23 protein-coding genes and 1 tRNA gene are annotated in these 25,498 nt (G+C 59.7%); 12 read left to right on the plus strand and 12 right to left on the minus strand.

Features of this window, described 5'->3' with window-relative positions:
• Positions 1-89: 89 nt before the first annotated feature.
• Entirely contained in the window at positions 90-1,517 is a 1,428-nt protein-coding gene (arcD, locus tag ACOYXI_RS12655; protein ID WP_461674908.1) for an arginine-ornithine antiporter, read from the minus strand.
• Positions 1,518-2,105: 588 nt separating this feature from the next.
• On the opposite strand from arcD (ACOYXI_RS12655), the gene arcD (ACOYXI_RS12660) reads away from it, so the two are divergent.
• From arcD (ACOYXI_RS12660) to ACOYXI_RS12715, 12 genes are all read left to right on the plus strand, one after another.
• Positions 2,106-3,533, plus strand: a complete 1,428-nt coding sequence (arcD, locus tag ACOYXI_RS12660; protein WP_047599542.1) for an arginine-ornithine antiporter — start codon at positions 2,106-2,108, stop codon at positions 3,531-3,533.
• A gap of 31 nt (positions 3,534-3,564) precedes the next feature.
• The gene (gene arcA, locus ACOYXI_RS12665) at positions 3,565-4,821 is read left to right on the plus strand and encodes an arginine deiminase (RefSeq protein WP_461674909.1); all 1,257 of its coding nucleotides are present in this window, start codon (positions 3,565-3,567) and stop codon (positions 4,819-4,821) included.
• A 69-nt stretch (positions 4,822-4,890) separates the two neighbouring features.
• Positions 4,891-5,901, plus strand: coding sequence for an ornithine carbamoyltransferase (locus ACOYXI_RS12670; protein WP_003227481.1), 1,011 nt, complete (start codon positions 4,891-4,893; stop codon positions 5,899-5,901).
• Positions 5,902-6,093: 192 nt separating this feature from the next.
• On the plus strand, positions 6,094-7,023 hold the full coding sequence (arcC, locus tag ACOYXI_RS12675) for a carbamate kinase (RefSeq protein WP_461674910.1): 930 nt from the start codon (positions 6,094-6,096) through the stop codon (positions 7,021-7,023).
• A 62-nt stretch (positions 7,024-7,085) separates the two neighbouring features.
• Complete coding sequence (locus ACOYXI_RS12680) at positions 7,086-7,448, plus strand: DUF5064 family protein (protein WP_041068604.1); 363 nt, start codon at positions 7,086-7,088, stop codon at positions 7,446-7,448.
• A gap of 267 nt (positions 7,449-7,715) precedes the next feature.
• Complete coding sequence (locus tag ACOYXI_RS12685) at positions 7,716-9,224, plus strand: sigma-54-dependent transcriptional regulator (protein ID WP_027612544.1); 1,509 nt, start codon at positions 7,716-7,718, stop codon at positions 9,222-9,224.
• A 439-nt stretch (positions 9,225-9,663) separates the two neighbouring features.
• Positions 9,664-10,047 carry a glycine cleavage system protein GcvH gene (gene gcvH / locus ACOYXI_RS12690; protein ID WP_027612543.1) on the plus strand — a complete coding sequence of 128 codons (384 nt, stop codon included), beginning with the start codon at positions 9,664-9,666 and terminating at the stop codon, positions 10,045-10,047.
• 11 nt (positions 10,048-10,058) lie between these two features.
• Entirely contained in the window at positions 10,059-12,911 is a 2,853-nt protein-coding gene (gene gcvP / locus ACOYXI_RS12695; RefSeq protein ID WP_461674911.1) for an aminomethyl-transferring glycine dehydrogenase, read from the plus strand.
• Positions 12,912-13,118: 207 nt separating this feature from the next.
• Positions 13,119-14,495: an L-serine ammonia-lyase gene (locus tag ACOYXI_RS12700; protein ID WP_027612541.1), complete on the plus strand. Its 1,377-nt coding sequence runs from the start codon at positions 13,119-13,121 to the stop codon at positions 14,493-14,495.
• Between the two features lie 134 nt (positions 14,496-14,629).
• On the plus strand, positions 14,630-15,754 hold the full coding sequence (gcvT, locus tag ACOYXI_RS12705; RefSeq protein WP_461674912.1) for a glycine cleavage system aminomethyltransferase GcvT: 1,125 nt from the start codon (positions 14,630-14,632) through the stop codon (positions 15,752-15,754).
• A 403-nt stretch (positions 15,755-16,157) separates the two neighbouring features.
• On the plus strand, positions 16,158-16,370 hold the full coding sequence (locus tag ACOYXI_RS12710; protein ID WP_007934683.1) for a cold-shock protein: 213 nt from the start codon (positions 16,158-16,160) through the stop codon (positions 16,368-16,370).
• A 97-nt stretch (positions 16,371-16,467) separates the two neighbouring features.
• The gene (locus ACOYXI_RS12715; protein ID WP_098965267.1) at positions 16,468-16,956 is read left to right on the plus strand and encodes an RDD family protein; all 489 of its coding nucleotides are present in this window, start codon (positions 16,468-16,470) and stop codon (positions 16,954-16,956) included.
• A gap of 136 nt (positions 16,957-17,092) precedes the next feature.
• On the opposite strand, the gene nadA is transcribed toward ACOYXI_RS12715, so the two are convergent.
• The 11 genes from nadA to ybgC form a co-directional block, all read right to left on the minus strand.
• The gene (nadA, locus tag ACOYXI_RS12720) at positions 17,093-18,151 is read right to left on the minus strand and encodes a quinolinate synthase NadA (RefSeq protein WP_003227499.1); all 1,059 of its coding nucleotides are present in this window, start codon (positions 18,149-18,151) and stop codon (positions 17,093-17,095) included.
• Between the two features lie 271 nt (positions 18,152-18,422).
• A tRNA-Lys gene (locus tag ACOYXI_RS12725) sits at positions 18,423-18,498 on the minus strand.
• A gap of 62 nt (positions 18,499-18,560) precedes the next feature.
• Positions 18,561-19,253, minus strand: coding sequence for a 7-cyano-7-deazaguanine synthase QueC (gene queC, locus ACOYXI_RS12730; RefSeq protein ID WP_135296423.1), 693 nt, complete (start codon positions 19,251-19,253; stop codon positions 18,561-18,563).
• A gap of 1 nt (position 19,254) precedes the next feature.
• Complete coding sequence (queE, locus tag ACOYXI_RS12735; RefSeq protein WP_282413507.1) at positions 19,255-19,902, minus strand: 7-carboxy-7-deazaguanine synthase QueE; 648 nt, start codon at positions 19,900-19,902, stop codon at positions 19,255-19,257.
• A 166-nt stretch (positions 19,903-20,068) separates the two neighbouring features.
• Positions 20,069-20,902: a tol-pal system protein YbgF gene (gene ybgF / locus ACOYXI_RS12740; protein ID WP_097085952.1), complete on the minus strand. Its 834-nt coding sequence runs from the start codon at positions 20,900-20,902 to the stop codon at positions 20,069-20,071.
• A gap of 6 nt (positions 20,903-20,908) precedes the next feature.
• The gene (gene pal, locus ACOYXI_RS12745) at positions 20,909-21,406 is read right to left on the minus strand and encodes a peptidoglycan-associated lipoprotein Pal (RefSeq protein WP_003178634.1); all 498 of its coding nucleotides are present in this window, start codon (positions 21,404-21,406) and stop codon (positions 20,909-20,911) included.
• A gap of 52 nt (positions 21,407-21,458) precedes the next feature.
• Positions 21,459-22,739, minus strand: coding sequence for a Tol-Pal system beta propeller repeat protein TolB (gene tolB, locus ACOYXI_RS12750; protein WP_164747834.1), 1,281 nt, complete (start codon positions 22,737-22,739; stop codon positions 21,459-21,461).
• 17 nt (positions 22,740-22,756) lie between these two features.
• Complete coding sequence (tolA, locus tag ACOYXI_RS12755) at positions 22,757-23,833, minus strand: cell envelope integrity protein TolA (RefSeq protein ID WP_139054324.1); 1,077 nt, start codon at positions 23,831-23,833, stop codon at positions 22,757-22,759.
• Positions 23,833-24,285 (minus strand): protein TolR, encoded by a 453-nt coding sequence (gene tolR / locus ACOYXI_RS12760; protein WP_161794900.1) that lies wholly within the window; start codon positions 24,283-24,285, stop codon positions 23,833-23,835. Before tolR ends, tolA begins: the two co-directional genes overlap by 1 nt.
• Before the next feature lie 23 nt (positions 24,286-24,308).
• Complete coding sequence (gene tolQ, locus ACOYXI_RS12765) at positions 24,309-25,004, minus strand: protein TolQ (protein WP_007912733.1); 696 nt, start codon at positions 25,002-25,004, stop codon at positions 24,309-24,311.
• Positions 24,994-25,461 carry a tol-pal system-associated acyl-CoA thioesterase gene (gene ybgC, locus ACOYXI_RS12770; protein ID WP_027612533.1) on the minus strand — a complete coding sequence of 156 codons (468 nt, stop codon included), beginning with the start codon at positions 25,459-25,461 and terminating at the stop codon, positions 24,994-24,996. The genes tolQ and ybgC overlap by 11 nt, the downstream gene beginning before the upstream one ends.
• Positions 25,462-25,498: the final 37 nt, after the last annotated feature.

The raw sequence follows: 25,498 nt of genomic DNA on the forward strand, positions 1-25,498 counted from the left end.
ACTCCCACAGGGGAATGCATTTCAAATGTGGGAGCGGGCTTGCTCGCGAAGAGGCCCGCACTGACACCACCGATGCACAATCAATCCACCTACAGCGACAACACCCCGCTGTACAAACCATACGCCGCCAGCCCTGCGCCGATCAGCACGCAGGCGAAAATGCCTTTCTCGACAGGGGTGAACAGCGGCTCGCCCTGCTCATGCTTGGCCTTGGCAAACAGCACCACCCCCGGTGCATACAGCAGCGCCGACAGCAGCAGGTATTTCACCCCGCCGGCATACAACAGCCACACCGCGTAGCACAGGGCGATGCCGCCAATCAGCAAGTCCTTGGTGCGTTCGGCCGAGGCATGTTCATAGGTTTCGCCGCGTCCGCTGAGCAGCACCGCGTACGCCGCCGACCACAGGTACGGCACCAGAATCATCGACGAAGCGAGGTAGATCAGGCTGGTGTAGGTGCCGGCGGAAAACAGTGTGATCAGCAGGAATATCTGAATCATCACGTTGGTCAGCCACAGCGCATTGACCGGCACATGGTTGGCGTTTTCCTTTTTCAGGAACGCCGGCATGGTCTTGTCCCGGGCCGTGGCGAAGAGGATTTCCGCGCACAGCAGCGCCCATGACAGCAATGCGCCAAGCAGCGACACCGCCAGACCGAGGCTGATCAACAATGCGCCCCACGGCCCGACGATGTGCTCCAGCACCGCCGCCAGCGACGGGTTCTGCAAAGTCGCGAGTTCGGGCTGGCTCATGATCCCCAGCGACAGCACGTTGACCAGTACCAGCAGCGCCAGCACACCGAGGAAGCCGATCACCGTGGCGCGCCCGACGTCGCTGCGTTTCTCCGCCCGCGCCGAATACACGCTGGCGCCCTCGATGCCGATGAACACGAACACCGTGACCAGCATCATGCTGCGCACCTGATCCATCACCCCGCCGAAGCTCGGGTTGCTGCGGCCCCAGATGTCGCGGGTGAAAATGTCGGCCTTGAACGCCACGGCGGCAATCACGATGAACATGATCAGCGGCACGATCTTGGCGACCGTGGTCACCTGATTGATGAACGCCGCCTCCTTGATCCCGCGCATCACCAGAAAATGCACCGCCCACAACAGCACCGACGCGCAGCCGATGGCGATCGGCGTATTGCCCTGACCGAATACCGGAAAGAAGTAACCGAGGGTGCTGAACAGCAACACGAAATAACCGACGTTGCCCAGCCACGCGCTGATCCAGTAGCCCCAGGCGGACGAGAACCCCATGTAGTCGCCAAACCCGGCCTTGGCGTAGGCATAGACCCCCGAGTCCAGCTCGGGCTTGCGGTTGGCCAGGGTCTGGAACACGAAGGCCAAGGTTAGCATGCCGATGGCGGTGATCCCCCAGCCGATCAGGATTGCCCCGGCATCGGCGCGGGCCGCCATGTTCTGCGGCAGGGAAAAAATCCCCCCGCCAATCATCGAACCCACCACCAAGGCGATCAACGCACCCAGTCGCAGCTTTTGCGTCGGTTGCGACATTCCAGTCTCCCTTTTCCTGACAACGGTTCTCGAAACCTGTTTATACCTGTGGCGAGGGGATTTATCCCCGATGGGCGGCATAGCCGCCCCAAAACCTGAGAACTCGTTCTGCCTGACACCGCGCCGAATGGATCTGGGGCGGCTACGCCACCCATCGGGGATAAATCCCCTCGCCACAAGGTGTGTCTATTTCTGGGTATTAACTAAACGGATAAAGCGTAAGTACGTTTTTTGAATAACGCCAATACCCCTCTTATATATAGCCAACAACGCTAACGCATAGCACGACTAATCGCTTTTGTGCGCGAATCCTGATTATTCGATTCTGTACTGAAAACAGATGTGAAAAATTTGCCAAAAGCTGAAAACCAACTAGCGTGATAATTCCAAAGTAATAAGAGAAATTCCCAACCACATCTGCCAAAAGCCTCTGGAATGGGCCTTTTCGGGCAGCAGCTTTATGCCATCAGCTCTTTCATAAGTCATTCATTAACAATGGAATGTGGCCATGCACTGATCTATGTCAGCTGATTGAACAGACAACAGATCTACGCTGTGAACTCTTCTCTCCTGCAATGGAGTCATGCAATGTCTGAAGCTCCCGGAAAACTACGACTCGGTGCACTGGTTGCCTTGGTAGTCGGCTCAATGATTGGTGGCGGGATATTCTCTTTGCCACAAAACATGGCTGCGAGCGCCGACGTCGGCGCGGTACTGATTGGCTGGGCCATCACCGCTGTCGGCATGCTCACCCTCGCTTTTGTCTTTCAAACCCTCGCCAATCGCAAGCCTGACCTGGACGGCGGTGTCTACGCCTACGCTAAGGCCGGATTCGGCGATTACATGGGTTTCTCGTCCGCCTGGGGTTACTGGATCAGTGCCTGGCTGGGCAACGTTGGCTACTTTGTTCTGTTGTTCAGCACCCTCGGGTATTTCTTTCCGATTTTCGGCGAAGGCAACACGGTAGCGGCGGTGATCGGCGCCTCGGTGCTGCTGTGGGCCGTGCACTTTCTGGTACTGCGCGGGATCAAGGAAGCGGCGTTCATCAACCTGGTGACCACCGTCGCCAAGGTCGTGCCGCTGCTGCTGTTCGTGCTGATCGCGGTATTCGCCTTCAAACTGGACATCTTCACCGCCGACATCTGGGGTGTGAAAAACCCGGATCTGGGCAGCGTAATGAACCAGGTGCGCAACATGATGCTGGTCACCGTGTGGGTGTTCATCGGCATCGAGGGCGCGAGCATCTTCTCGGCGCGGGCGGAAAAACGCTCGGACGTCGGCAAGGCCACCGTCATCGGTTTCATCACCGTGCTGCTGTTCCTGGTGCTGGTCAACGTGCTGTCGCTGGGCATCATGACCCAGCCGGAACTGGCCAAACTGCAGAACCCGTCGATGGCCGCCGTGCTTGAGCACGTGGTCGGTCACTGGGGCGCGGTGCTGATCAGCGTCGGTCTGATCATCTCGCTGCTGGGCGCGCTGCTGTCGTGGGTGCTGCTGTGTGCGGAGATCATGTTCGCCGCTGCCAAAGACCACACCATGCCGGAGTTCCTGCGCAAGGAAAACGCCAACCACGTACCGGTCAACGCCCTGTGGTTGACCAACGCGATGGTCCAGCTGTTCCTGATCATCACTCTGTTCTCGGCCAGCACTTACCTGTCGCTGATCTACCTCGCCACCTCGATGATTCTGGTGCCGTACCTGTGGTCGGCGGCCTATGCACTGTTGCTGGCGGTGCGCGGCGAAAGCTACGAAGGCTTCGCGGCCGAACGACGCAAGGATCTGATTATCGGCGGCATCGCGCTGATCTACGCGGTGTGGCTGCTGTATGCCGGCGGGGTCAAGTATCTGCTGCTCTCGGCCCTGCTCTACGCACCCGGCGCGATCCTGTTCGCCAAGGCCAAGCTGGAACTCAAACAACCGATTTTCACTAACGTCGAGAAGCTGATTTTCGCCGCAGTGGTCGTGGGTGCCCTGGTGGCTGCCTACGGTCTCTACGACGGCTTCCTGACCTTGTAACCCTTGATTTGTAATCTGGAGGATCACTGCAATGACCACGGAAAAAGTTAAGTACGGCGTCCATTCCGAAGCCGGCAAACTGCGCAAAGTCATGGTTTGCTCCCCAGGTCTGGCCCACCAGCGGCTGACCCCGAACAACTGCGATGAACTGCTGTTCGACGATGTACTGTGGGTCGCCCAGGCCAAGCGCGACCACTTCGACTTCGTGACCAAAATGCGTGAGCGCGGGATCGACGTGCTGGAAATGCACAACCTGCTGACCGACATCGTCGCCATCCCGGAGGCGCTGGACTGGATTCTCGATCGCAAGGTCACCGCCGACTCGGTGGGCCTGGGCCTGATCAGCGAAGTCAAATCCTGGCTGAAAAGCCTTGAGCCACGGCACATTGCCGAATACCTGATTGGCGGCGTATCCGCCGATGATCTGCCGGACAGCTTCGGTGGCAAGACCATCCAGATGTTCCGCGACTTCCTCGGCCACTCCAGCTTCATCCTGCCGCCGCTGCCGAACACCCAGTTCACCCGCGACACAACCTGCTGGATCTACGGTGGCGTGACGCTGAACCCGATGTACTGGCCGGCGCGACGTCAGGAAACCCTGCTGGCCACTGCCATCTACAAATTTCACCCGCAGTTCACCAACGCCGATTTCGAAATCTGGTACGGCGACCCGGACAAGGATCACGGCAGCTCGACCCTCGAGGGCGGCGATGTGATGCCGATCGGCAACGGCGTGGTGTTGATCGGCATGGGCGAGCGCTCTTCTCGCCAAGCCATCGGCCAACTGGCGCTGAACCTGTTCAAGAACAAAGCGGTGGAAAAAGTCATCGTCGCCGGCCTGCCGAAGTCCCGCGCCGCGATGCACTTGGACACCGTGTTCAGTTTCTGCGATCGCGACCTGGTGACGATTTTCCCGGAAGTGGTCAACCAGATCGTCGCCTTCACCCTGCGTCCTGACGAAAGCAAACAGGGCGGCATCGACATCCGCCGCGAAGAAGGCAGCTTCCTCGACACCGTGGCCAAAGCCCTCAACCTGCCGAAGCTGCGCGTGGTGGAAACCGGCGGCAACAGCTTCGCCGCCGAACGCGAGCAATGGGACGACGGCAACAACGTGGTGGCCGTGGAACCGGGCGTGGTCATCGGCTACGACCGCAACACCTACACCAACACCCTGCTGCGCAAGGCGGGCGTGGAGGTCATCACCATCAGCGCCGGCGAACTCGGCCGTGGTCGCGGCGGCGGCCACTGCATGACCTGCCCGATCATCCGCGACCCGATCGATTACTAAACCTCTGAGCCTTGGCCGCGACTTACAAAGCGCGGCCAGGGGGATAACCGACACCGAAGGAGATCCATCATGGCTTTTAACATCCACAACCGTAACCTGCTCAGCCTGGAACACCACACCCCACGTGAGCTGCGTTACCTGCTCGACCTGTCCCGCGATCTGAAACGCGCGAAATACACCGGCACCGAACAGCAACACCTCAAGGGCAACAACATCGCCCTGATCTTCGAAAAAACCTCGACCCGCACCCGTTGCGCGTTCGAAGTGGCGGCCTATGACCAAGGCGCCAATGTCACCTACATCGACCCGAACTCGTCGCAGATCGGCCACAAGGAAAGCATGAAAGACACGGCCCGCGTGCTGGGTCGCATGTACGACGCCATCGAGTACCGTGGCTTCAAACAGGAAATCGTCGAAGAGCTGGCGAAGTTCGCCGGGGTGCCGGTGTTCAACGGCCTGACCGATGAATATCACCCAACGCAAATGATCGCCGACGTGCTGACCATGCGTGAACACGCCGACAAGCCGATCCACGAAATCAGCTACGCCTACCTCGGCGACGCGCGCAACAACATGGGCAACTCGCTGCTGCTGGTCGGCGCCAAGCTCGGCATGGACGTGCGCATCTGCGCGCCGAAAGCCCTGTGGCCGCACGACGATCTGGTCGATCGCTGCAAGAAATACGCGGAAGAATCCGGCGCACGCATTACCCTGACCGAAGACCCGAAAGCCGCAGTCAAAGGCGTCGATTTCATCCACACCGACGTCTGGGTGTCGATGGGCGAGCCGGTTGAAGCCTGGGCCGAACGTATCCAGCAACTGCTGCCGTACCAGGTCAACAAAGAGCTGATGAAAGCCACCGGCAACCCGCGCACCAAGTTCATGCACTGCCTGCCGGCGTTTCACAACAGCGATACCAAGGTCGGCAAACAGATCGCCGAACAGTATCCGCACCTGGCCAACGGCATTGAAGTGACCGACGACGTGTTCGAGTCGCCGGCCTGCATCGCCTTCGAGCAAGCGGAAAACCGCATGCACACGATCAAGGCGATCCTGGTTTCGACCCTGGCTGATCTGTAACTGAAATAGCTCCCACTGAAGGAACCGAATCCCAATGTGGGAGCGGGCTTGCTCGCGAAAGCGGTGTGTCACTCAACAGAGATGTCGACTGATCCGCCGCCTTCGGGAGCAAGCCCCCTTCCACCAAGGCCCCCGGTTCCGGCAGTGCGACCGAGTCGTTTGCCATTCCTCTGTTTTAGAAGGACATGCACCATGCGTATCGTCGTAGCTCTGGGCGGTAACGCCCTGCTCCGTCGTGGCGAGCCGATGACCGCTGACAACCAGCGCGCCAACATCCGCATCGCCACCGAGCAAATCGCCAAGATCCATCCCGGCAATCAACTGGTCATCGCCCACGGCAATGGCCCGCAAGTCGGCCTGCTGTCGCTGCAGGCGGCGGCCTACACCTCCGTCACCCCTTACCCGCTGGACGTGCTCGGTGCCGAAACCGAAGGCATGATCGGCTACATCATCGAACAGGAACTGGGCAACCTGCTGGACTTCGAGGTGCCGTTCGCCACCCTGCTGACCCAGGTTGAAGTCGACGCCAAGGACCCGGCCTTCCAGAACCCGAGCAAACCGATCGGCCCGGTCTACGACAAGGCTGAAGCGGAAAAACTCGCTGCTGAAAAAGGCTGGGCCATCGCTGCGGACGGCGACAAGTTCCGCCGTGTGGTGGCCAGTCCACGGCCGAAACGCATCTTCGAGATCCGCCCGATCAAGTGGCTGTTGGACAAGGGCAGCATCGTGATTTGTGCGGGTGGCGGCGGCATTCCAACCATGTACGACGAGCACCGCAACCTCAAGGGCATCGAGGCGGTAATCGACAAGGATCTGTGCTCGTCGCTGCTCGCCGAGCAACTGGAAGCTGACTTGCTGGTGATCGCCACCGACGTCAACGCGGCGTTCATCGACTATGGCAAGCCGTCGCAGAAAGCCATCGCCGAAGCCCACCCGGATGAACTCGAACGCCTCGGTTTCGCCGCTGGCTCCATGGGACCGAAGGTGCAGGCAGCCTGCGAATTCGCGCGCCATACTGGCAAGGTCGCGGTGATCGGTTCGCTCGCGGATATCGAAGCGATCGTCCAGGGCATTGCCGGCACACGCGTCAGCACGGCGAAGCCGGGCATCAGCTATCGATAATTAGAAACTCAAGGGCAGGCCCAGGGTCTGCCCTTCTCCCATGCCTTGATCAGGAGAAACCCATGGCCATATTCAACCCCGGTCATTTGCACATCGAGCGACATGCGTTGACGCCAGATGACGTCAGTTACGACCTGTGTCTCGACTATGAAGTGTTCACCGATCCGCAAAAAGGCAAAGGGATACAGTTCACCCTGCACGGCAATATGCAGGGCAAGGACATGAAGGAAGCGTTTTTCCTGCCCAAGGAAGAGGCTTACAACTTCGCCCGCGACGTGACCCGGATTGCCGAGAAATATGGGATTCCAAAGGCTCACAGCCAGATCGGTTCGGTGCACAAACATTACGATCTGATGTTTGAGGACATCCGGCAGAAGTTGAATATGCAATCCGGGGATCCGGTTAATCCCGAGCATTTCGAGTAACCCCAAAAGCCCCCTCACCCTAACCCTCTCCCGGAGGGAGAGGGGACTGACCGAGTTGCTCGCTCAAGGTACACCGACCTGAAATAGCGAGCCGAACTCAAGTTTTGAAAAGCCCCCAATCTGCTCCCTTTCCCCCTCGCCCCTCTGGGGAGAGGGCTGGGGTGAGGGGGTAGATCTCCAGCACGACAACAATCTCAAGATTTCACCCCAGTCCCCCATCAAGGCATACTTGCCCCCCTCCGCATTCCAGAACACTGAACCGCCCCCATGCGTATCCACGTCAGCTTCATCGACCGCGTCGGCATCACCCAGGAAGTCCTGGCTATCCTCGGTGGGCGCAATCTCAATCTGGATGCGGTGGAGATGATTCCGCCCAACGTCTACATCGATGCACCGACCTTGAGCCCGCAAGTGCTCGAAGAGCTCAAAGATGCGTTGTTCCGGGTGCGCGGCGTGGAGGCCGTGGTGGTGGTCGACATCCTCCCTGGTCAGCGTCGGCACTTGCAGCTCGATGCGTTGCTCGCGGCGATGACCGATCCGGTACTTGCCCTTGATAGCGCCGGCAAAGTCCTGCTGGCCAACCCGGCACTGATTGCGCTGTACGGGCGTGAACCGGCAGGTGAAAGTGTCTCTGAGCTGTTCAACGACCCCGGTCTGCTGGAAACCCTGCTCGAACAAGGCTTCCGCCTGCCGCTGCGTGAGATCACCGTCAATGGCCAGACCCTGCTGCTGGACGCCACGCCGATCACCGACGCCGGTGCGCTGCTGACCCTGTATCAGCCAAACCGTATCGGCGAACAGCTCTCGGCGTTGCACCATGACCATGCCGAAGGTTTCGATGCATTGCTCGGCGAGTCTCCGGCGATCCGCACGCTGAAGGCCCGCGCGCAACGAGTCGCAGCCCTCGACGCACCGCTGCTGATTCAAGGCGAAACCGGCACCGGTAAAGAACTGGTGGCCCGCGCTTGCCACGCGATCAGTGCGCGGCACAGTGCGCCGTTTCTCGCGCTGAACTGCGCGGCGCTGCCGGAAAACCTCGCCGAGAGCGAACTGTTCGGCTACGCCCCCGGTGCCTTTACCGGCGCGCAACGTGGCGGCAAACCGGGGCTGATGGAACTGGCCAACCAGGGCACGGTGTTTCTCGACGAGATCGGCGAGATGTCGCCGTACTTGCAGGCCAAGTTATTGCGCTTTCTGAATGACGGCAGCTTCCGTCGGGTCGGCGGTGATCGCGAGGTGAAAGTCAACGTGCGGATCCTCAGCGCGACCCACCGCGACCTGGAAAAAATGGTCAGCGAAGGCCTGTTCCGCGAAGACCTGTTCTACCGTCTCAACGTGCTCAACGTCGAAGTGCCGCCGCTGCGTGAGCGAGGTCAGGACATTCTGCTGCTGGCGCGCTATTTCATGCAGCAGGCGTGTGCGCAGATTCAGCGTCCAGTCTGTCGCCTTGCGCCCGGTACCTATCCGGCGCTGCTCGGCAATCGTTGGCCGGGTAACGTGCGCCAGTTGCAGAACGTGATCTTCCGGGCCGCCGCGATCTGCGAGAGCAGTCTGGTCGACATCGGCGACCTCGACATCGCCGGCACCTCGGTGGCGCGGCAGACCGACAGCGACGTCGACAGCCTCGAACAAGCCGTCGAATCCTTCGAAAAATCGCTGCTGGAAAAACTCTACGTCAGCTACCCCTCAACCCGCCAACTGGCCAGCCGCCTGCAGACCTCGCACACCGCGATTGCCCATCGCCTGCGCAAGTACGGCATCCCCAATAAACCGTAAGCCGCACGCGGTCAAAAATGTGGGAGCGGGCTTGCTCGCGAATGCGGTGGGCCATTCAACAGTGATGTCGACTGACCTGACGCTTTCGCGAGCAAGCCCGCTCCCACAGGGGGTTCATGTGACGGATTCGAAATCCGTTCAAAACCGACCTCCATCTGTACTGAAAGCGCTACAGCGGAACGATATCGCTACACCCTCCTCCGATCGCCGCTGTGCAAGGCTTTGATCCGCTTCAGCTTTTCTCCCCGCCCCAAGCTGTAGCGATTTCGCTACAGAAGCCCCACACCCATCACAACCAGAAACATATAACTATTTGATTTATATAGATAAATACAATCTGGCCGCGTTCTTGCTAAGTAACCGCTCATAAAATCAGGGCTTTCATGCCCAAGCCTTCCACCGCGTCCACCAGACGAGTCTGGCCCCCTTAGGAGTTTCCATGAGCGAGTTGCGTTTTACTGAAGATCACGAATGGCTGCGCACCGAAGCTGACGGCAGCGTTACTGTCGGCATCACCGCTTTCGCGCAGAACGCTTTGGGCGACGTGGTGTTCGTGCAACTGCCTGAGCTGCAGGCTTACGAAAAAGGCGCTGAAGCCGCCACCGTGGAATCGGTGAAAGCCGCCAGCGGCGTGTACATGCCGCTCGACGGTGAAGTTGTGGAAGTGAACCCGGCACTGGACGGCAGCCCGGAACTGGTCAACGAAGATCCGCTGGGCGAAGGCTGGTTCTTCCGCTTCCAGCCAAGCGACGCCGCCGCTGTCGGCAAACTGCTCGATCAAGACGCCTACGACCGCCTGATCAAAGCCCAAGCCGAAGCCTGAGGAGTAACGACATGACCCAAGTAAACCTCGGCACTGCCAACGAATTCATCGCCCGTCACATCGGCCCACGCGCCGGTGACGAGCAAGCCATGCTCAACAGCCTCGGCTTCGACTCGCTCGAAGCGCTGAGCGCCAGCGTCATCCCGGAAAGCATCAAGGGCACCAGCGTGCTCGGCCTGGACGACGGCCTGAGCGAAGCCGATGCATTGGCGATGATCAAATCCATCGCCGGCAAAAACCAACTGTTCAAGACCTACATCGGCCAGGGCTACTACAACTGCCACACGCCGTCACCGATCCTGCGCAACCTGTTGGAAAACCCGGCCTGGTACACCGCTTACACCCCGTACCAGCCGGAAATTTCCCAGGGCCGTCTCGAAGCGCTGCTGAACTTCCAGACCCTGATCAGCGATCTCACCGGCCTGCCGATCGCCAACGCTTCCCTGCTCGACGAAGCCACCGCCGCTGCCGAAGCCATGACCTTCTGCAAACGCCTGAGCAAGAACAAGGGCAGCCATCAGTTCTTCGCCTCGATCCACAGCCACCCGCAAACCCTCGACGTGCTGCGCACCCGTGCCGAGCCGCTGGGCATCGAAGTGGTGGTTGGCGATGAGCGTGAACTGAGCGACGTCACGCCGTTCTTCGGCGCGCTGCTGCAATACCCGGCGAGCAATGGTGATGTGTTCGACTACCGCGAACTGACCGAGCGCTTCCACGCCGCCAACGCGCTGGTGGCGGTCGCTGCCGACCTGCTGGCCCTGACTTTGCTGACCGCTCCGGGCGAGTTCGGCGCCGACGTCGCTATCGGTTCCGCGCAACGCTTCGGCGTGCCGCTGGGCTTCGGTGGCCCGCACGCGGCCTATTTCTCTACCAAGGATGCGTTCAAGCGCGACATGCCGGGCCGTTTGGTTGGCGTTTCGGTTGACCGTTTCGGCAAGCCGGCGCTGCGTCTGGCGATGCAGACCCGCGAGCAACATATCCGCCGCGAGAAGGCCACCTCGAACATCTGCACCGCACAAGTGCTGCTGGCCAACATCGCCAGCATGTACGCCGTGTACCACGGCCCGAAAGGCCTGACCCGGATCGCCAACCGCGTGCATCACCTGACCGCGATCCTGGCCAAGGGCCTGAGCGCACTGGGCCGGACCGTCGAGCAGACCAGCTTCTTCGACACCCTGACCCTCGCCACCGGCGCACACACCGCCGCGCTGCACGACAAGGCGCATGCCGCACAGATCAACCTGCGGGTGATCGACGCTCAGCGTCTGGGCCTGTCAGTGGACGAAACCACCACTCAGGCTGACATCGAATCCCTGTGGGGCTTGTTCGCCGACGGCAAAACCCTGCCGGACTTCGCTGCGCTGGCCGCGTCGGTACAAAGCACCATCCCGGCGGCGCTGGTACGTCAGTCGCCGATCCTCAGCCACCCGGTGTTCAACCGCTATCACTCGGAAACCGAGCTGATGCGCTACCTGCGCAAACTGGCGGACAAGGACCTGGCACTGGATCGCACCATGATCCCGCTGGGCTCGTGCACCATGAAACTCAACGCCGCCAGCGAAATGATCCCGGTGACCTGGGCCGAATTCGGCGCCCTGCACCCGTTCGCCCCGGCCGCACAAAGCGCCGGCTACCAGCAACTGACCGATGAACTGGAAGCGATGCTCTGCGCGGCCACCGGTTACGACGCGATCTCGCTGCAACCGAACGCCGGTTCGCAAGGTGAATACGCTGGCCTGCTGGCGATTCGCGCTTACCACCAGAGCCGTGGCGACGAGCGCCGCGATATCTGCCTGATCCCGTCGTCGGCCCACGGCACCAACCCGGCCACCGCCAACATGGCCGGCATGCGCGTGGTGGTGACCGCGTGCGATGCTCGCGGCAACGTCGACATCGAAGACCTGCGCGCCAAAGCCATCGAGCACCGCGAACACCTCGCTGCGCTGATGATCACCTACCCGTCGACTCACGGCGTGTTCGAAGAAGGCATCCGCGAAATCTGTGGGATCATTCACGACAACGGCGGCCAGGTGTACATCGACGGCGCCAACATGAACGCGATGGTTGGCCTCTGCGCGCCGGGCAAGTTCGGCGGCGACGTGTCGCACCTGAACCTGCACAAAACCTTCTGCATCCCGCACGGCGGTGGCGGCCCGGGCGTCGGCCCGATTGGCGTCAAGTCGCACCTCACGCCGTTCCTGCCGGGTCACGGCCAGATGGAGCGCAAGGAAGGCGCGGTCTGCGCAGCGCCGTTTGGCAGCGCGAGCATTCTGCCGATCACCTGGATGTACATTCGGATGATGGGCGGCGCGGGTCTCAAGCGTGCTTCGCAACTGGCGATCCTCAACGCCAACTACATTTCCCGTCGTCTGGAAGAGCACTACCCGGTGCTGTACACCGGCAGCAACGGGCTGGTGGCGCACGAATGCATCCTCGACCTGCGTCCGCTGAAAGACAGCAGCGGCATCAGCGTCGATGACGTCGCCAAGCGCCTTATCGACTTCGGCTTCCACGCCCCGACCATGTCGTTCCCGGTCGCCGGCACGCTGATGATCGAGCCGACCGAAAGCGAATCCAAAGAAGAACTGGACCGCTTCTGCGACGCCATGATCCGCATCCGCGAGGAAATCCGCGCGGTGGAAAACGGCACGCTGGACAAGGACGACAACCCGCTGAAAAACGCTCCGCACACCGCGGCGGAGCTGGTTGGCGAGTGGACCCATCCGTACAGCCGCGAGCAGGCGGTATACCCGGTGGCGTCGTTGGTCGAAGGCAAATACTGGCCGCCGGTCGGTCGCGTCGACAACGTGTTCGGCGACCGCAACCTGGTCTGCGCCTGCCCGTCGATCGAAAGCTACGCTTAAACGGATGAGGGGCAGGTCACCTGCCCCGATTTTCAGCAACACCATAGATCCCAATGTGGGAGCGGGCTTGCTCGCGAATGCGGTGTATCAATCGCCATCAATGTTGCCTGACACACCGCATTCGCGAGCAAGCCCGCTCCCACAGGGGATTTGTGTCCAGCCTCGAGCTTGCGCCAATTCCTATAACAAGAAACCGGAGAACCACTCATGTCGTTAAGCGTGTTCGACCTGTTCAAGATTGGCATCGGCCCTTCCAGCTCCCACACCGTCGGCCCGATGCGTGCCGCTGCGCGCTTCGCCGAAGGCCTGCGCCGCGATGACCTGCTGTCGGCCACCAGCACCGTCAAAGTCGAGCTGTACGGCTCGCTCGGTGCTACCGGCAAGGGACACGGCAGCGACAAAGCCGTGCTGCTTGGCCTTGAAGGTGAACACCCGGACACCGTCGATACCGAAACCGTCGCCGCACGCCTGCAGGATATTCGCGGCAATGGCCGGCTGAATCTGCTCGGAGAACACAGCATTGCGTTCAACGAGAAAGAACACCTGGCGATGATTCGCAAGCCGCTGGCCTATCACCCCAACGGCATGATCTTTCGTGCCTTCGATGCGGCAGGTATTCAGATCCGCAGCCGCGAGTACTACTCGGTAGGCGGTGGTTTTGTGGTCGATGAAGACGCGGCCGGGGCCGACCGCATCGTTGAAGACGCCACCCCACTGACCTTCCCGTTCAAAAGTGCCAAGGATTTGCTCGGTCACTGCGCCACCTACGGGCTGTCGATCAGCCAGGTGATGCTGACCAATGAAAGTGCCTGGCGCCCTGAAGCGGAAACCCGCGCCGGTCTGCTGAAAATCTGGCAAGTGATGCAGGACTGCGTCGCCGCTGGCTGTCGCAACGAAGGCATTCTGCCGGGCGGGCTGAAGGTCAAACGCCGGGCGGCGGCATTGCATCGGCAACTGTGCAAGAACCCGGAATCAGCGCTGCGTGATCCGCTGTCGGTGCTGGACTGGGTCAACCTTTATGCACTGGCGGTCAACGAAGAAAACGCCAACGGTGGTCGTGTAGTCACCGCGCCGACCAACGGCGCGGCGGGCATCATCCCGGCGGTGCTGCATTACTACATGCGCTTTATCCCGGGTGCGAACGATGACGGCGTGGTGCGCTTTCTGCTGACCGCCGCCGCGATCGGCATTCTGTACAAGGAAAACGCTTCGATCTCCGGTGCCGAAGTCGGCTGTCAGGGTGAGGTCGGCGTGGCTTGCTCGATGGCCGCCGGCGCGTTGTGTGAAGTGCTCGGCGGCAGCGTGCAGCAAGTCGAGAACGCGGCGGAAATCGGCATGGAACACAACCTCGGCCTGACCTGCGACCCGATTGGCGGGCTGGTGCAGGTGCCGTGCATCGAGCGCAACGCGATGGGCTCGGTGAAAGCGATCAACGCGGTGCGCATGGCCATGCGCGGCGACGGGCAACACTTCGTCTCCCTCGACAAAGTCATCCGCACCATGCGCCAGACCGGCGCCGACATGAAAAGCAAATACAAAGAGACCGCCCGCGGCGGTCTGGCAGTCAACATCATCGAATGCTGATTTATGTCCTCGCCCTTTGGGAGAGGACCGCACTTAGCCCCCTCTCCCTCCGGGAGAGGGCTGGGGTGAGGGGCTTTTGATCTTGATCTAAATCTAGCCCCATGCCCCAAACTCAAACTTTCAAGGAGCCACGCATGTCCACCGAACAACTGTCGAAAACCCCGCTGCACGCTCTGCATATCGAATTCGGCGCCCGCATGGTGCCGTTCGCCGGCTACGACATGCCGGTGCAATACCCGCTGGGCGTGATGAAGGAACACCAACACACCCGTGAACAGGCCGGGCTGTTCGATGTCTCGCACATGGGCCAGATCCGCCTGACCGGCGCCAATGCCGCCAAGGCCCTGGAAACCCTGGTACCGGTGGACATCATCGACCTGCCAGTGGGCATCCAGCGCTATGCGATGTTCACCAACGACAACGGCGGCATCCTCGACGACCTGATGGTCGCCAACCTCGGTAACGACGAGCTGTTCCTGGTGGTCAACGCCGCGTGCAAGGATCAGGATCTGGCGCATCTGCAAAAACACATTGGCGATCAGTGCACCATTACGGAGCTGTTCGAAGCGCGCGCGCTGCTGGCGTTGCAAGGCCCGGCTGCGGTCACCGTGCTGGCGCGTCTTGCGCCAGAGGTGGCGAAGATGACGTTCATGCAGTTCAATCGCGTGCAGCTGCTGGGCGTGGATTGCTTCGTCAGCCGTTCGGGCTACACCGGTGAAGACGGTTTCGAAATCTCGGTGCCCGCCGCCGATGCAGAAAAACTCGCCCGCGCCCTGCTGGACGAACCGGAGGTTCAGGCCATCGGCCTCGGCGCCCGCGACTCGCTGCGCCTGGAAGCCGGCCTGTGCCTGTACGGGCACGACATGAACACCGAGACCACGCCGATCGAAGCCAGCCTGTTGTGGGCAATCTCCAAGCCACGCCGTGCCGATGGCGCGCGCGCCGGTGGTTTCCCGGGGGCAGAGACAGTTTTTGCTCAGCAGCAGAATGGCGTCGCGCGCAAACGCGTCGGTCTGCTGCCACAGGAACGTACGCCGGTGCGTGAAGGCGCAGAAATCGTCAACGACGCGGGCGAAATCATCGGCAGCGTGTGCAGCGGCGGCTTCGGTCCGACCCTGGGCGGGCCGTTGGCGATGGGTTACCTCGACGGCGCTTATGTCACCCTGGATACGCCAGTCTGGGCCATCGTTCGTGGGAAAAAGGTGCAAATGCTTGTAAGCAAAATGCCATTTGTTCCACAACGCTACTATCGTGGTTGATTGACTGTTTCTATAAGTAACGCGATTGCGTTATGCGTGCACTAATGTGTAACGCAATCGCCACAAAAAAGTGCATTTTCTAACATTTGATTCGATTATGAACTTTACTTATAACGTTCGAAAACTTTTGAACAAGCTAATCGTCTAAGCCGCACTAGCAGACTGACTAACTGCCAGCAGGGACAGTAAAACCGGGGCCTTCGCGGGGCTTGTTTTTTCTCACGTAGTTGGCGTAGAGTTTGTCCACTGTGTTTGCATGGGTCAGCTTGGAATCGTGACCTGGGCAGTAGCCTACAAGTTAGCTACATCCCGCTCGACGTCTTCTTACTCTCCTGCAACCAGCCCCAGTACTCTTTCATGAGAAAGAGGCTGTCATCAATTTATGCGTCAAAGGAAATAAGAAATGTCCCAACGTCAGAGCGGTACCGTCAAGTGGTTTAACGACGAGAAAGGTTTTGGTTTTATCACTCCAGAAAGCGGTCCGGATCTGTTCGTGCATTTCCGCGCTATTCAGGGCAACGGCTTCAAGAGCCTGAAAGAAGGCCAGAAAGTGACCTTCGTTGCTGTGCAAGGCCAGAAAGGCATGCAGGCTGATGAAGTACAAGCAGAAGGTTAATCTTCTGTAACGAAAAAGCCCCTGATATTGATATCAGGGGCTTTTTTGTGCGCGCGAATCCGTAAAATGGCGCTTCATTTCGTGCCCAGAGGCTGCCATGTCGAAAAACCTGCTCACTCCCCAGGGCGACTTTCCTGCTGTTGGCCTCGGCCGGCGCCTGGCCGCGATGTTCTATGACTTCCTGTTGTGCACTGCCCTGCTGATCGTCACCGGATTCGTCTACAAGTTGATCCAGGCAGCGATCATCGGTGAAGAACGCCTGCGCGTGCTGACCGACGCCGGAAAAATGGATGGCGATCCACTGTATTCCACGGTGCTGCTGCTGGTGCTGTTTGCTTTCTTCGCCAAGTTCTGGACCCACGGCGGGCAGACACTGGGCATGCAGGTGTGGGGCATACGCGTACAGAACGCCGATGGCAGCGCGATCAGCCTGTGGCAGGCGCTGCTGCGCTTCATGGTATCGATCGCTTCGTGGCTGTGCGCAGGGCTTGGATTCTTCTGGTCGCTGTACGACAAGCAGAAGCGCACCTGGCACGACATCTATTCCGATACCCGCGTGGTGCGGATTCCGAAGAAGAGCAAATAGTTTCCAGACACCAGATACCAATGTGGGAGCGGGCTTGCTCGCGAAGGCGGTGTATCAGTCACCTTTTGCATCGACTGATACACCGCCTTCGCGAGCAAGCCCGCTCCCACAGGTTTTGCGTGTTGCCTCAACGAGCTTAAGCGTTACCCGCCAGCTTCATCCGCGCCGCCTGGGTGAAATCCAGCATGCGCTTCAACGGGCGGATCGCCTGCGGAATCAGCGCCGGATCGACAAAGATCTCGTTCGTCCCTTCCTTCAGGCTCTTGAGCGTGCGCTCAAGGGTGTTCATGGCCATCCACGGGCAATGTGCGCAACTGCGGCACGCCGCGCCGTTACCGGCGGTTGGCGCCTCGATGAAGACCTTGTCCGGGCACAGCTGCTGCATCTTGTAGAAGATGCCACGGTCGGTGGCGACGATCAGAGTCTTGTTCGGCAGGCTTTGCGCGGCAGCGATCAACTGACTGGTGGAACCTACTGCATCCGCCAGTTCGATCACCGAGGTCGGCGACTCCGGATGCACCAGAATCGCGGCGTCCGGGTACAGCGCCTTCATGTCTTCGAGCTGCTTGGACTTGAACTCTTCGTGGACGATGCAGGCACCGTCCCACAGCAGCATGTCAGCGCCGGTCTTGCGCTGGATGTAGGTGCCCAGGTGCTTGTCCGGGCCCCAGATGATGGTCTCGCCGTTGTCCATCAGGCTTTCGACGATCTCCAGTGCGCAGCTCGACGTTACCACCCAGTCAGCACGGGCTTTGACCGCGGCCGAGGTGTTGGCGTACACCACCACCGTGCGCTCCGGGTGCTGATCGCAGAACGCCGAGAACTCGTCCACCGGGCAACCGAGGTCCAGCGAGCAGGTCGCGTCCAGGGTCGGCATCAGCACGCGTTTTTCCGGGTTGAGGATCTTCGCGGTCTCGCCCATGAACTTCACGCCGGCGACCACCACGGTCTTGGCCGGGTGAGCGTTGCCGAAGCGCGCCATTTCGAGGGAGTCAGACACACAGCCGCCGGTTTCTTCGGCCAGGGCCTGAATCACCGGATCGCAATAGAAGTGGGCCACCAGCACCGCGTCCTGAGCCTTGAGCTCGGCGGCGATGGCGGAACGGTAGTAGGCCTCTTCCTCGGCAGTCAGCGGTTTGGGCTGTTTGGCATCGAGGTGGGCTTGAACCAGAAGGCGTTCGGAAATCTGCGTCATGTTCGCAAGACCTGCAGGCGCTTTCGCGCGAAAGTCGAGTATACACCCGGCTCCGGACCACTTGAGGGTACCGCCGGGAGAGTGAGTATTATCAGGCACGGACAGCGTTGAAGCTGCGCAAGGCTACAGAATATCCCGTTGATACAAAAGATGATTCTGACCTGTGTCAGCGCAGGCAACGATCAAGGGAGAGGTGCCTGAATCGCAGGCAAAAAAAAACCCGGAAATCCTCACTTTCGTGGGCCTTCCGGATTTTCTAAACCGCCAAATATGGTGGGTCGTGTGGGATTCGAACCTACGACCAATTGGTTAAAAGCCAACTGCTCTACCAACTGAGCTAACGACCCGCTGTGTGGTGGCGCGTATAATACTGATTTTTAAGGACTATTCAACACCTTTTTGAAAAAAATCAAAAATAAGGTGTTGGATCGCTTACACCGGCCGCTGCGAAGCCTTCTGCACGCAGGCGGCAGCTGTCGCATTTGCCGCACGCGCGGCCGTCATCGTCCGCCTGATAGCAGGAAACAGTCAGGCCGTAATTCACGCCCAGCTTCACGCCCGCCTGGACGATCTGCGCCTTGCTCAGGTTCTGCAGCGGTGCCTGGATGCGGAAACCGTTGCCTTCCACACCCGCCTTGGTCGCCAGGTTGGCCATGCGCTCGAACGACTCGATGAACTCCGGACGGCAATCCGGGTAACCGGAATAGTCCACCGCGTTGACCCCGATAAAGATGTCACGCGCGCCAAGCACTTCAGCCCAGCCCAGTGCCAGCGACAGGAACACCGTGTTGCGCGCCGGTACGTAGGTCACCGGGATGCCCTCGCCCAGCTCTTCCGGGATGTCGATGCTGGTGTCGGTCAGCGCCGAGCCGCCCATGCCATTCAGGTTCAGGCCGATCACTTTGTGCTCGACCACACCCAGATCGCGAGCGACGCGCGCGGCGGCATGCAGCTCTGCATGGGAGCGCTGGCCGTAATCGAAACTCATGGTGTAACAGGCGAAACCTTCGGCTCGGGCCATTGCCACGACCGTGGCCGAATCCAGACCGCCCGACAGTAAAATCACTGCACGCTGTTCGGTGGTGTTCAGTTGTTCAGTCATCTCAGCGCCCCGGCTCGTCATTCCAAAGATACTTGTGCAGCTGTAATTGCAGACGCACCGGCAGGTTGTCTGCCACCACCCAGTCCGCCAGATCCCTGGCATTGAGGTCATGATGACTTGGGGAAAACAGCACTTCACCCGCACGTTGATCGAGACCGTACTGGATCAGTTTGGAAACCGCCCAGTCATAGTCGTTCCGCGAACAGATGACAAACTTCACCTGATCGTTGGGCGTCAACAGTTCGATGTTTTCGTAGCGGTTGCGGTGCGCCTCTTTGGAATCCGGTGTCTTCAAGTCGACCACGCGACTGACGCGCGAATCTACCGCCGAGATATCGAGTGCACCACTGGTTTCCAGTGACACTTCGTAACCGGCATCACACAATTGCTTGAGCAACGGGATGGCATTGGGCTGCGCCAGCGGTTCACCGCCGGTCACACAGACGTAGCGCGGGCGAAACCCGGCCACTTGTTCGAGGATATCGTCGAGGGTGCGGATCGTACCGCCGCTGAACGCATAGGCGCTGTCGCAGTATTGGCAACGCAATGGGCAACCGGTCAGGCGCACAAAAACCGTGGGCAGCCCGGCAGTCCGCGTTTCCCCCTGCAACGAGTAGAAAACTTCGGTAATTCTCAATGTGTCTTGCATAGTCGCCACGGGCGTAACAGCTAAACAGGCTGTCCGCCTCCGTCAGGCACTTCAGACAACCCCGCCAACGCGTAGATCACCAGAAGCGTGTTTCAGAAAAAGGGCGTGAATTCTAACGAAAAAACCCGCGACAAGCGCGGGTTTCTTCCAAACGGGTCAAACACACTTACATGCGTTGCAGATCGCGTTGGGCCAACTGAGCAGCGGAGGTCCCCGGGTATTGGGATACCACCTGTTGCAGAATGCCTTTGACCTTGTCGGTGTGACCGAGGCGGCGCTCTACATCAGCCAGCTTGTACAGCGAATCCGGCACTTTGGCGTGCTTGGGATAGAGCTGCGACACCTTGGCGAAAGCCTGACCTGCACCTTGCAGATCGCCCTTGGCCAGGTTCACTTCGCCCAACCAGTACTGGGCGTTGCCCGCGTATTGGCTGTTCGGGTATTTACGCAGGAATGCCGAGAAAGCCTGGCTGGCCTTGTCGAAATCCTTGGCTTTGATCAGGTCGAAAGCGGCATCGTAATACAGCTTTTCCTTGGCCGGATCACCCGGTTCGCTACTTGCAGCAGGTGCCTGGGCAGCAGCCCCGGCGCCAGCGGCAGCACCGGCAGCAGCACTTGCATCGCCACCGGCAGAAGAATTCTCAGGAGTCGCGGCAGGTGCAACACCGGATCCTATGCGCCGATCAAGATCCTGGTATCGCTCCAGGGATTCCTGTTTCATGCGCGCAACCTGATTCTGCAGTTCTTCGATCACACCTTGTTGGCGCGATATCTGATCCTGCATCTGTTGCAGTTGGTTGAACAGCATGCCCTGTGCCGAGGCAGGGGCCGAAGCCGCTCCCCCGGCATAGGCGCCGTTCGTACCGTAACCCGCAGGCGGATAACTGCTCCCGCTATTGTTATAACCGGAGTTGTCATCGACCACAGGAACCGCAGCCCACGCCGCAAGCGGCGCGAGGCTGAGAGCCAGAACAGTTACAGCACGACGGCACGTTCGCATATCGAATTACTTACGCAGTTCGACGCGACGGTTTTGAGCCCAGGACTGCTCGTCGTTGCCGGTAGCAACTGGACGCTCTTCGCCGTAGGAAACCAGTTCCAGCTGAGCTGGGGAAACACCTTGCAGTACCAGGTAGCGCTGAACGGCTTTCGCACGACGCTCGCCCAGTGCCATGTTGTACTCACGAGTACCACGTTCGTCGGTGTTGCCTTCCAGAACAACGCGAGCGCCGTTTGCTTTCAGGTCTTTGGCGTGAACGTCCAGAGCGCGCATGGCTTCTGGCTTCAGGTCCGAGCTGTCGTATTCGAAGTAGAAGGTGGTGATTGCGCGCAGAGCAGCTTCTTCGCTCAGGGAACCGTCAACGGCACCAGTGTTTGCGCCGTAACCAGCGTTTGGATCAACAGCGCCTTCACCGGCGTTGTCGCCGCCTTTGGACGAGCAACCTACAGCTACAGCCATGGCCAGAGCCAGCGCAGCAAATTTACCAAACTTCAGCATTTCCATCGTGAAACTCCTAATGAACCCCAGTGTGTTAAGTAAAACGTAAAGCGCCGCGTCAGTTCAGGTAAGGGGACCAGGACGGTTCTCTGACTTCGCCTTGTGCGGTAGGAAGCGGGAGCCTCACGCGTCCATTAATGGACACGAGCATCAAGACTCCCCGGCCCTGCTGGCGGGTGGCGTAGATTACCATGGTGCCGTTGGGCGCAACAGTAGGTGACTCGTCCAGAGTGCTATCAGTGAGGATCTTTACACTACCTCGCTGCAAATCCTGGGCCGCCACCTTGAAATTGGTGAAACCATCCTGGCGATGGATCATCACCAGCGTCTTTTCATCAGCCGACAGCTTCGGGTTGGCGTTGTAGTTGCCAATGAAGGTCACACGCTCGGCACCACCGCCGCTGGCGCTGGTTTTGTAGATCTGCGGCTTGCCGCCACGGTCCGAGGTGAAGTAGATGGTCGAACCATCCTTGCCCCAGTACGGTTCGGTGTTGATGCCAGGGCCTGCCGTCACGCGAGTGATCTGACGCGAACCCAAGTTCATCACATAGATATCCGGGTTGCCGTCTTTCGACAGTACGAAAGCCAGGCGATTGCCATCTGGCGACCAGGCTGGTGCGCCGTTCAGGCCTTCGAAGTTGGTGATCTGCTCACGGCGACCGGTGTCGATGTTCTGCATGAAGATCCGTGGACGCTTCTGCTCGAACGACACGTAGGCGATGCGCTTGCCATCCGGTGCGAAACGTGGCGACAGGATCGGCTCGCGCGATTGCAGCAGAGTTACCGCACGGGCACCGTCGTAGTCCGAACGCTGCAGGGTGTAGCGAGTGTTCTTCTCGGAGAAACGCTCGGCTGTCACGTACAGCAGACGGGTCGAAAACGCACCTTTGATACCGGTGAGTTTTTCGAACGACTGGTCAGAGATGAAGTGCGCCATGTCACGCAGTTGCTCGGTGGTACCAGAGACACTGCCGTCAGCCACTTTCTGCTCGGTGGCCACGTTGAACAGTGCCCATTGCACCTGCAGACGGCCGCCCGCAGGAGCAATGCTGCCGACCATCATGTATTGAGCACCCACCGCCTTCCAGTCACGGAAGATGATTTCGCTCGGCTGGCTTGGCTGGCTGATCATGTTTTGCTTTGGAATCGGCGAGTAGTAGCCCGAGTTCCGCAAATCGTTACCAATGATTTCGGCCATGTCGTCCGGCAGCACGGCACCGCCCTGCATACCGAACGGTACGACGGCGATCGGGGTGGCCCGATCGCTGCCGCTGGTGACCAGAATGTTCTTTTCATCAGCCATCGCGATCCCTGCCATGCAGCAGATCACGACCAGCATTCCTCGAAGAAGGTTTCTCACAAGGCTAGATCCTCAGGTGTGAATGTCATCTTGAATGAACGATACGGAGCGAAATCGCTCGGCTTCATTCCCTGCATTTCTGTCAAACGTCCAATATTCTTCACTGCCGCAACTGCCGACGCATCGAACGGACCATCGCCACTGGACTTGGCGACGCTGACCGAAGTCACCGTACCGTCCGGCAACATGCCGATTTGCAGCACGACCGTCATGCCTTTGCGTGCCGAAGGCGGACGCGCCCAACCTTCCGCTGCCCGCGCACGAATCAGGTCATCGAAACTGCCCGCGACTTCGTCACCCTGTTCATCGGCCATGGCCTGCTCACGCTGCGGCGTATCGGAAAGCAAATCTGCCAGGGCCTGAGCCTTTTTCTCTTCGGCGGATTTACGTGCCGCTTCCTGCGATTTTTTCTTCGCAGCATCGGCAGCAGCTTTCTTCTTCGCTTCGTCGGCGACTTTCTTCTTCGCCTCTTCAGCCTCAGCTTTTTTCTTGGCGTCTTCGGCGGCTTTCTTCTTCGCGTCTTCGACGATCTTCTTCTTGGCTTCTTCAGCGGCCGCTTTCTTGGCCTCTTCTTCAGCCGCCTTCTTGGCTTCTTCTTCGGCTTTCTTCTTGGCTATATCAGCCAATTGTTTCTCTTCTGCCTTCTTGGCCTCGGCTTTCTTCGCATCGTCGGCTTTCTTGGCTTCATCAGCCTTTTTCGCCTCGTCCGCTTTCTTCGCCTGATCGGCCTTCTTGGCTTCCTCGGCCTTTTGAGCCGCTTCTTCTTTCTTTTGTTCCGCAGCCTTCACCGCTTCCTGCTCGACCTTTTTCTGCTCCATCTGCTCGACTTCGGTCTGGCGCGCGGCGGATTTCTTCGCCTCACCCGCAATCTTCTGATTGGTCTGGGTGGTTGCCTGACTTTTCGATTTCAGTTGGTACAGGGTCGCCTGGACAATCGGCTTGGCCGGCGGCAACTCGGGTGTGAAGGCGAAACTGACGAACAGCATGCCGAACACCAGCACGTGCAGGACAATCGCCAGAACACTTGGCCAGAAGTAGCTTTCCGAGGCGGACGGCTCTCGCTGTTGCTGCATCAGGGGGCCTCGGTAATCAAACCAACATTACCGACCCCGGCTTTCTGCAACCCGCCCATGGCACCCATCACGGCGCCGTAGTCGACCGACTTGTCGCCTCGGATAAAGACCTGGGTACGCTTGCCGCCTTCGGTGCCGGCGCGAATGATCTTGGTCACCGCGTCAGTCATCTGCGGCAGGGTCATTGCCCTGTCCTGCTGCTTTTCGGTATCGACTTCGCTGCCAAGGTTCCAGTAGTAGGTCTTGTCAGCCTTGATCGAAATGGTCAGCACCTGAGTGTTGTTGTCCTGCGGCAAGGCTTCGCTGGAAACCTTGGGCAGATCCACTTTCACGCCCTGATTGAGCATCGGCGCGGTCACCATGAAGATAACCAGCAGCACCAGCATCACGTCGATGTATGGCACCACGTTCATCTCGGCGACCGGCTTGCGCTTGTTTCGGGCTCGAGCGATTAAAGCCATCGGGAAATACCTGCTTATTCTTCGCTGGTGTGCACTTTGCGGTGCAGGATCGCCTGGAATTCATCGGCGAAGGTGTAGTAGCGGCTCAGCAAGGTTTCGCTGCGGGCAGAGAAACGGTTGTAAGCGATAACGGCCGGGATCGCGGCGAACAGGCCGATCGCGGTGGCGATCAGGGCTTCGGCGATACCCGGGGCCACGGTGGCCAGGGTCGCCTGCTGGGCACTGGCCAGACCGCGGAAGGAGTTCATGATGCCCCACACGGTACCGAACAGACCGATGTACGGGCTGACCGAACCAACGGTGGCGAGAAACGGCAGGCTCTGCTCCAGCTTCTCTTCCTCACGGGAGATGGCAACGCGCATGGCACGGGCCACACCTTCCATCACCGCTTCCGGATCGACGCCTGGCTGCTGACGCAGACGGGAGAACTCCTTGAAACCGGCACGGAAGATCTGCTCCACACCCGAATCCGGATCCGGGTTGCTGCCGGCCTGACGGTACAGCTTGGACAGATCGATACCCGACCAGAAGCGCTCTTCAAAGCTCTCCAGGGCGCGTCGACCGGCGCGCAACAGATTGCTGCGCTGAAAGATCATGATCCATGAGGTCACCGATGCGGCCACCAGGGTCAACATTACCAACTGCACCACGATGCTGGCATTGCTGACCAGGCTCCACATGGAGGAATGGTCGACGACGTTAGCTTCCACGCTTTATCTCCTGCTTTGAGTGTGTACCCGTGCCGCCCGCGTCGGCAAAGGCCGCACGCAAGGATTCGGGCATGGCCCGGGGTTTCAAACTGTCGGTGCGCACGCAGGCCACCAGAAACTGCCCTTCACAGAGCAGCACATTATCCGTGGCCCGCCTGACCTGCTGTTTAAAGCGCAGGCTGGCACGGTTCAATTCGATTACATCAGCGCTTACCAGCAGTTCGTCGTCCAGTCGCGCCGGCGCGTGGTAGCGCGCTTCGCTGGAATGCACGACAAACAACAGGTCCTCCCCGGCCAGTTCCGACTGGGCAAAGCCCAGCGTCCGGAGCCGCTCGGTTCGAGCCCGTTCCATAAACTTGAGGTAATTAACGTAATACACGATGCCGCCCGCATCGGTGTCCTCGTAATAAACGCGACAACGATGTGCGAACGGCTCAAGCCCGTTTTGCGCGCGCATACTCTAGTGCTTACTCCTCGGGTTGCCAATCCGGCCA

This window comes from Pseudomonas sp. G3-19 (assembly GCF_054855875.1).

Coding starts and splice junctions, on each gene's coding strand:
- queC (WP_135296423.1), bottom strand. CDS start 19,253: ATGACTGAACAACTGAACACCACCGAACAGCGTGCAGTGATTTTACTG.
- arcD (WP_047599542.1), top strand. CDS start 2,106: ATGTCTGAAGCTCCCGGAAAACTACGACTCGGTGCACTGGTTGCCTTG.
- arcC (WP_461674910.1), top strand. CDS start 6,094: ATGCGTATCGTCGTAGCTCTGGGCGGTAACGCCCTGCTCCGTCGTGGC.
- ybgC (WP_027612533.1), bottom strand. CDS start 25,461: ATGCGCGCGCAAAACGGGCTTGAGCCGTTCGCACATCGTTGTCGCGTT.
- queE (WP_282413507.1), bottom strand. CDS start 19,902: ATGCAAGACACATTGAGAATTACCGAAGTTTTCTACTCGTTGCAGGGG.
- ACOYXI_RS12710 (WP_007934683.1), top strand. CDS start 16,158: ATGTCCCAACGTCAGAGCGGTACCGTCAAGTGGTTTAACGACGAGAAA.
- arcA (WP_461674909.1), top strand. CDS start 3,565: ATGACCACGGAAAAAGTTAAGTACGGCGTCCATTCCGAAGCCGGCAAA.
- gcvH (WP_027612543.1), top strand. CDS start 9,664: ATGAGCGAGTTGCGTTTTACTGAAGATCACGAATGGCTGCGCACCGAA.
- ACOYXI_RS12670 (WP_003227481.1), top strand. CDS start 4,891: ATGGCTTTTAACATCCACAACCGTAACCTGCTCAGCCTGGAACACCAC.
- nadA (WP_003227499.1), bottom strand. CDS start 18,151: ATGACGCAGATTTCCGAACGCCTTCTGGTTCAAGCCCACCTCGATGCC.
- ybgF (WP_097085952.1), bottom strand. CDS start 20,902: ATGCGAACGTGCCGTCGTGCTGTAACTGTTCTGGCTCTCAGCCTCGCG.
- ACOYXI_RS12715 (WP_098965267.1), top strand. CDS start 16,468: ATGTCGAAAAACCTGCTCACTCCCCAGGGCGACTTTCCTGCTGTTGGC.
- gcvT (WP_461674912.1), top strand. CDS start 14,630: ATGTCCACCGAACAACTGTCGAAAACCCCGCTGCACGCTCTGCATATC.
- tolA (WP_139054324.1), bottom strand. CDS start 23,833: ATGCAGCAACAGCGAGAGCCGTCCGCCTCGGAAAGCTACTTCTGGCCA.
- ACOYXI_RS12700 (WP_027612541.1), top strand. CDS start 13,119: ATGTCGTTAAGCGTGTTCGACCTGTTCAAGATTGGCATCGGCCCTTCC.
- tolB (WP_164747834.1), bottom strand. CDS start 22,739: ATGCTGGTCGTGATCTGCTGCATGGCAGGGATCGCGATGGCTGATGAA.
- ACOYXI_RS12680 (WP_041068604.1), top strand. CDS start 7,086: ATGGCCATATTCAACCCCGGTCATTTGCACATCGAGCGACATGCGTTG.
- pal (WP_003178634.1), bottom strand. CDS start 21,406: ATGGAAATGCTGAAGTTTGGTAAATTTGCTGCGCTGGCTCTGGCCATG.
- ACOYXI_RS12685 (WP_027612544.1), top strand. CDS start 7,716: ATGCGTATCCACGTCAGCTTCATCGACCGCGTCGGCATCACCCAGGAA.
- gcvP (WP_461674911.1), top strand. CDS start 10,059: ATGACCCAAGTAAACCTCGGCACTGCCAACGAATTCATCGCCCGTCAC.
- arcD (WP_461674908.1), bottom strand. CDS start 1,517: ATGTCGCAACCGACGCAAAAGCTGCGACTGGGTGCGTTGATCGCCTTG.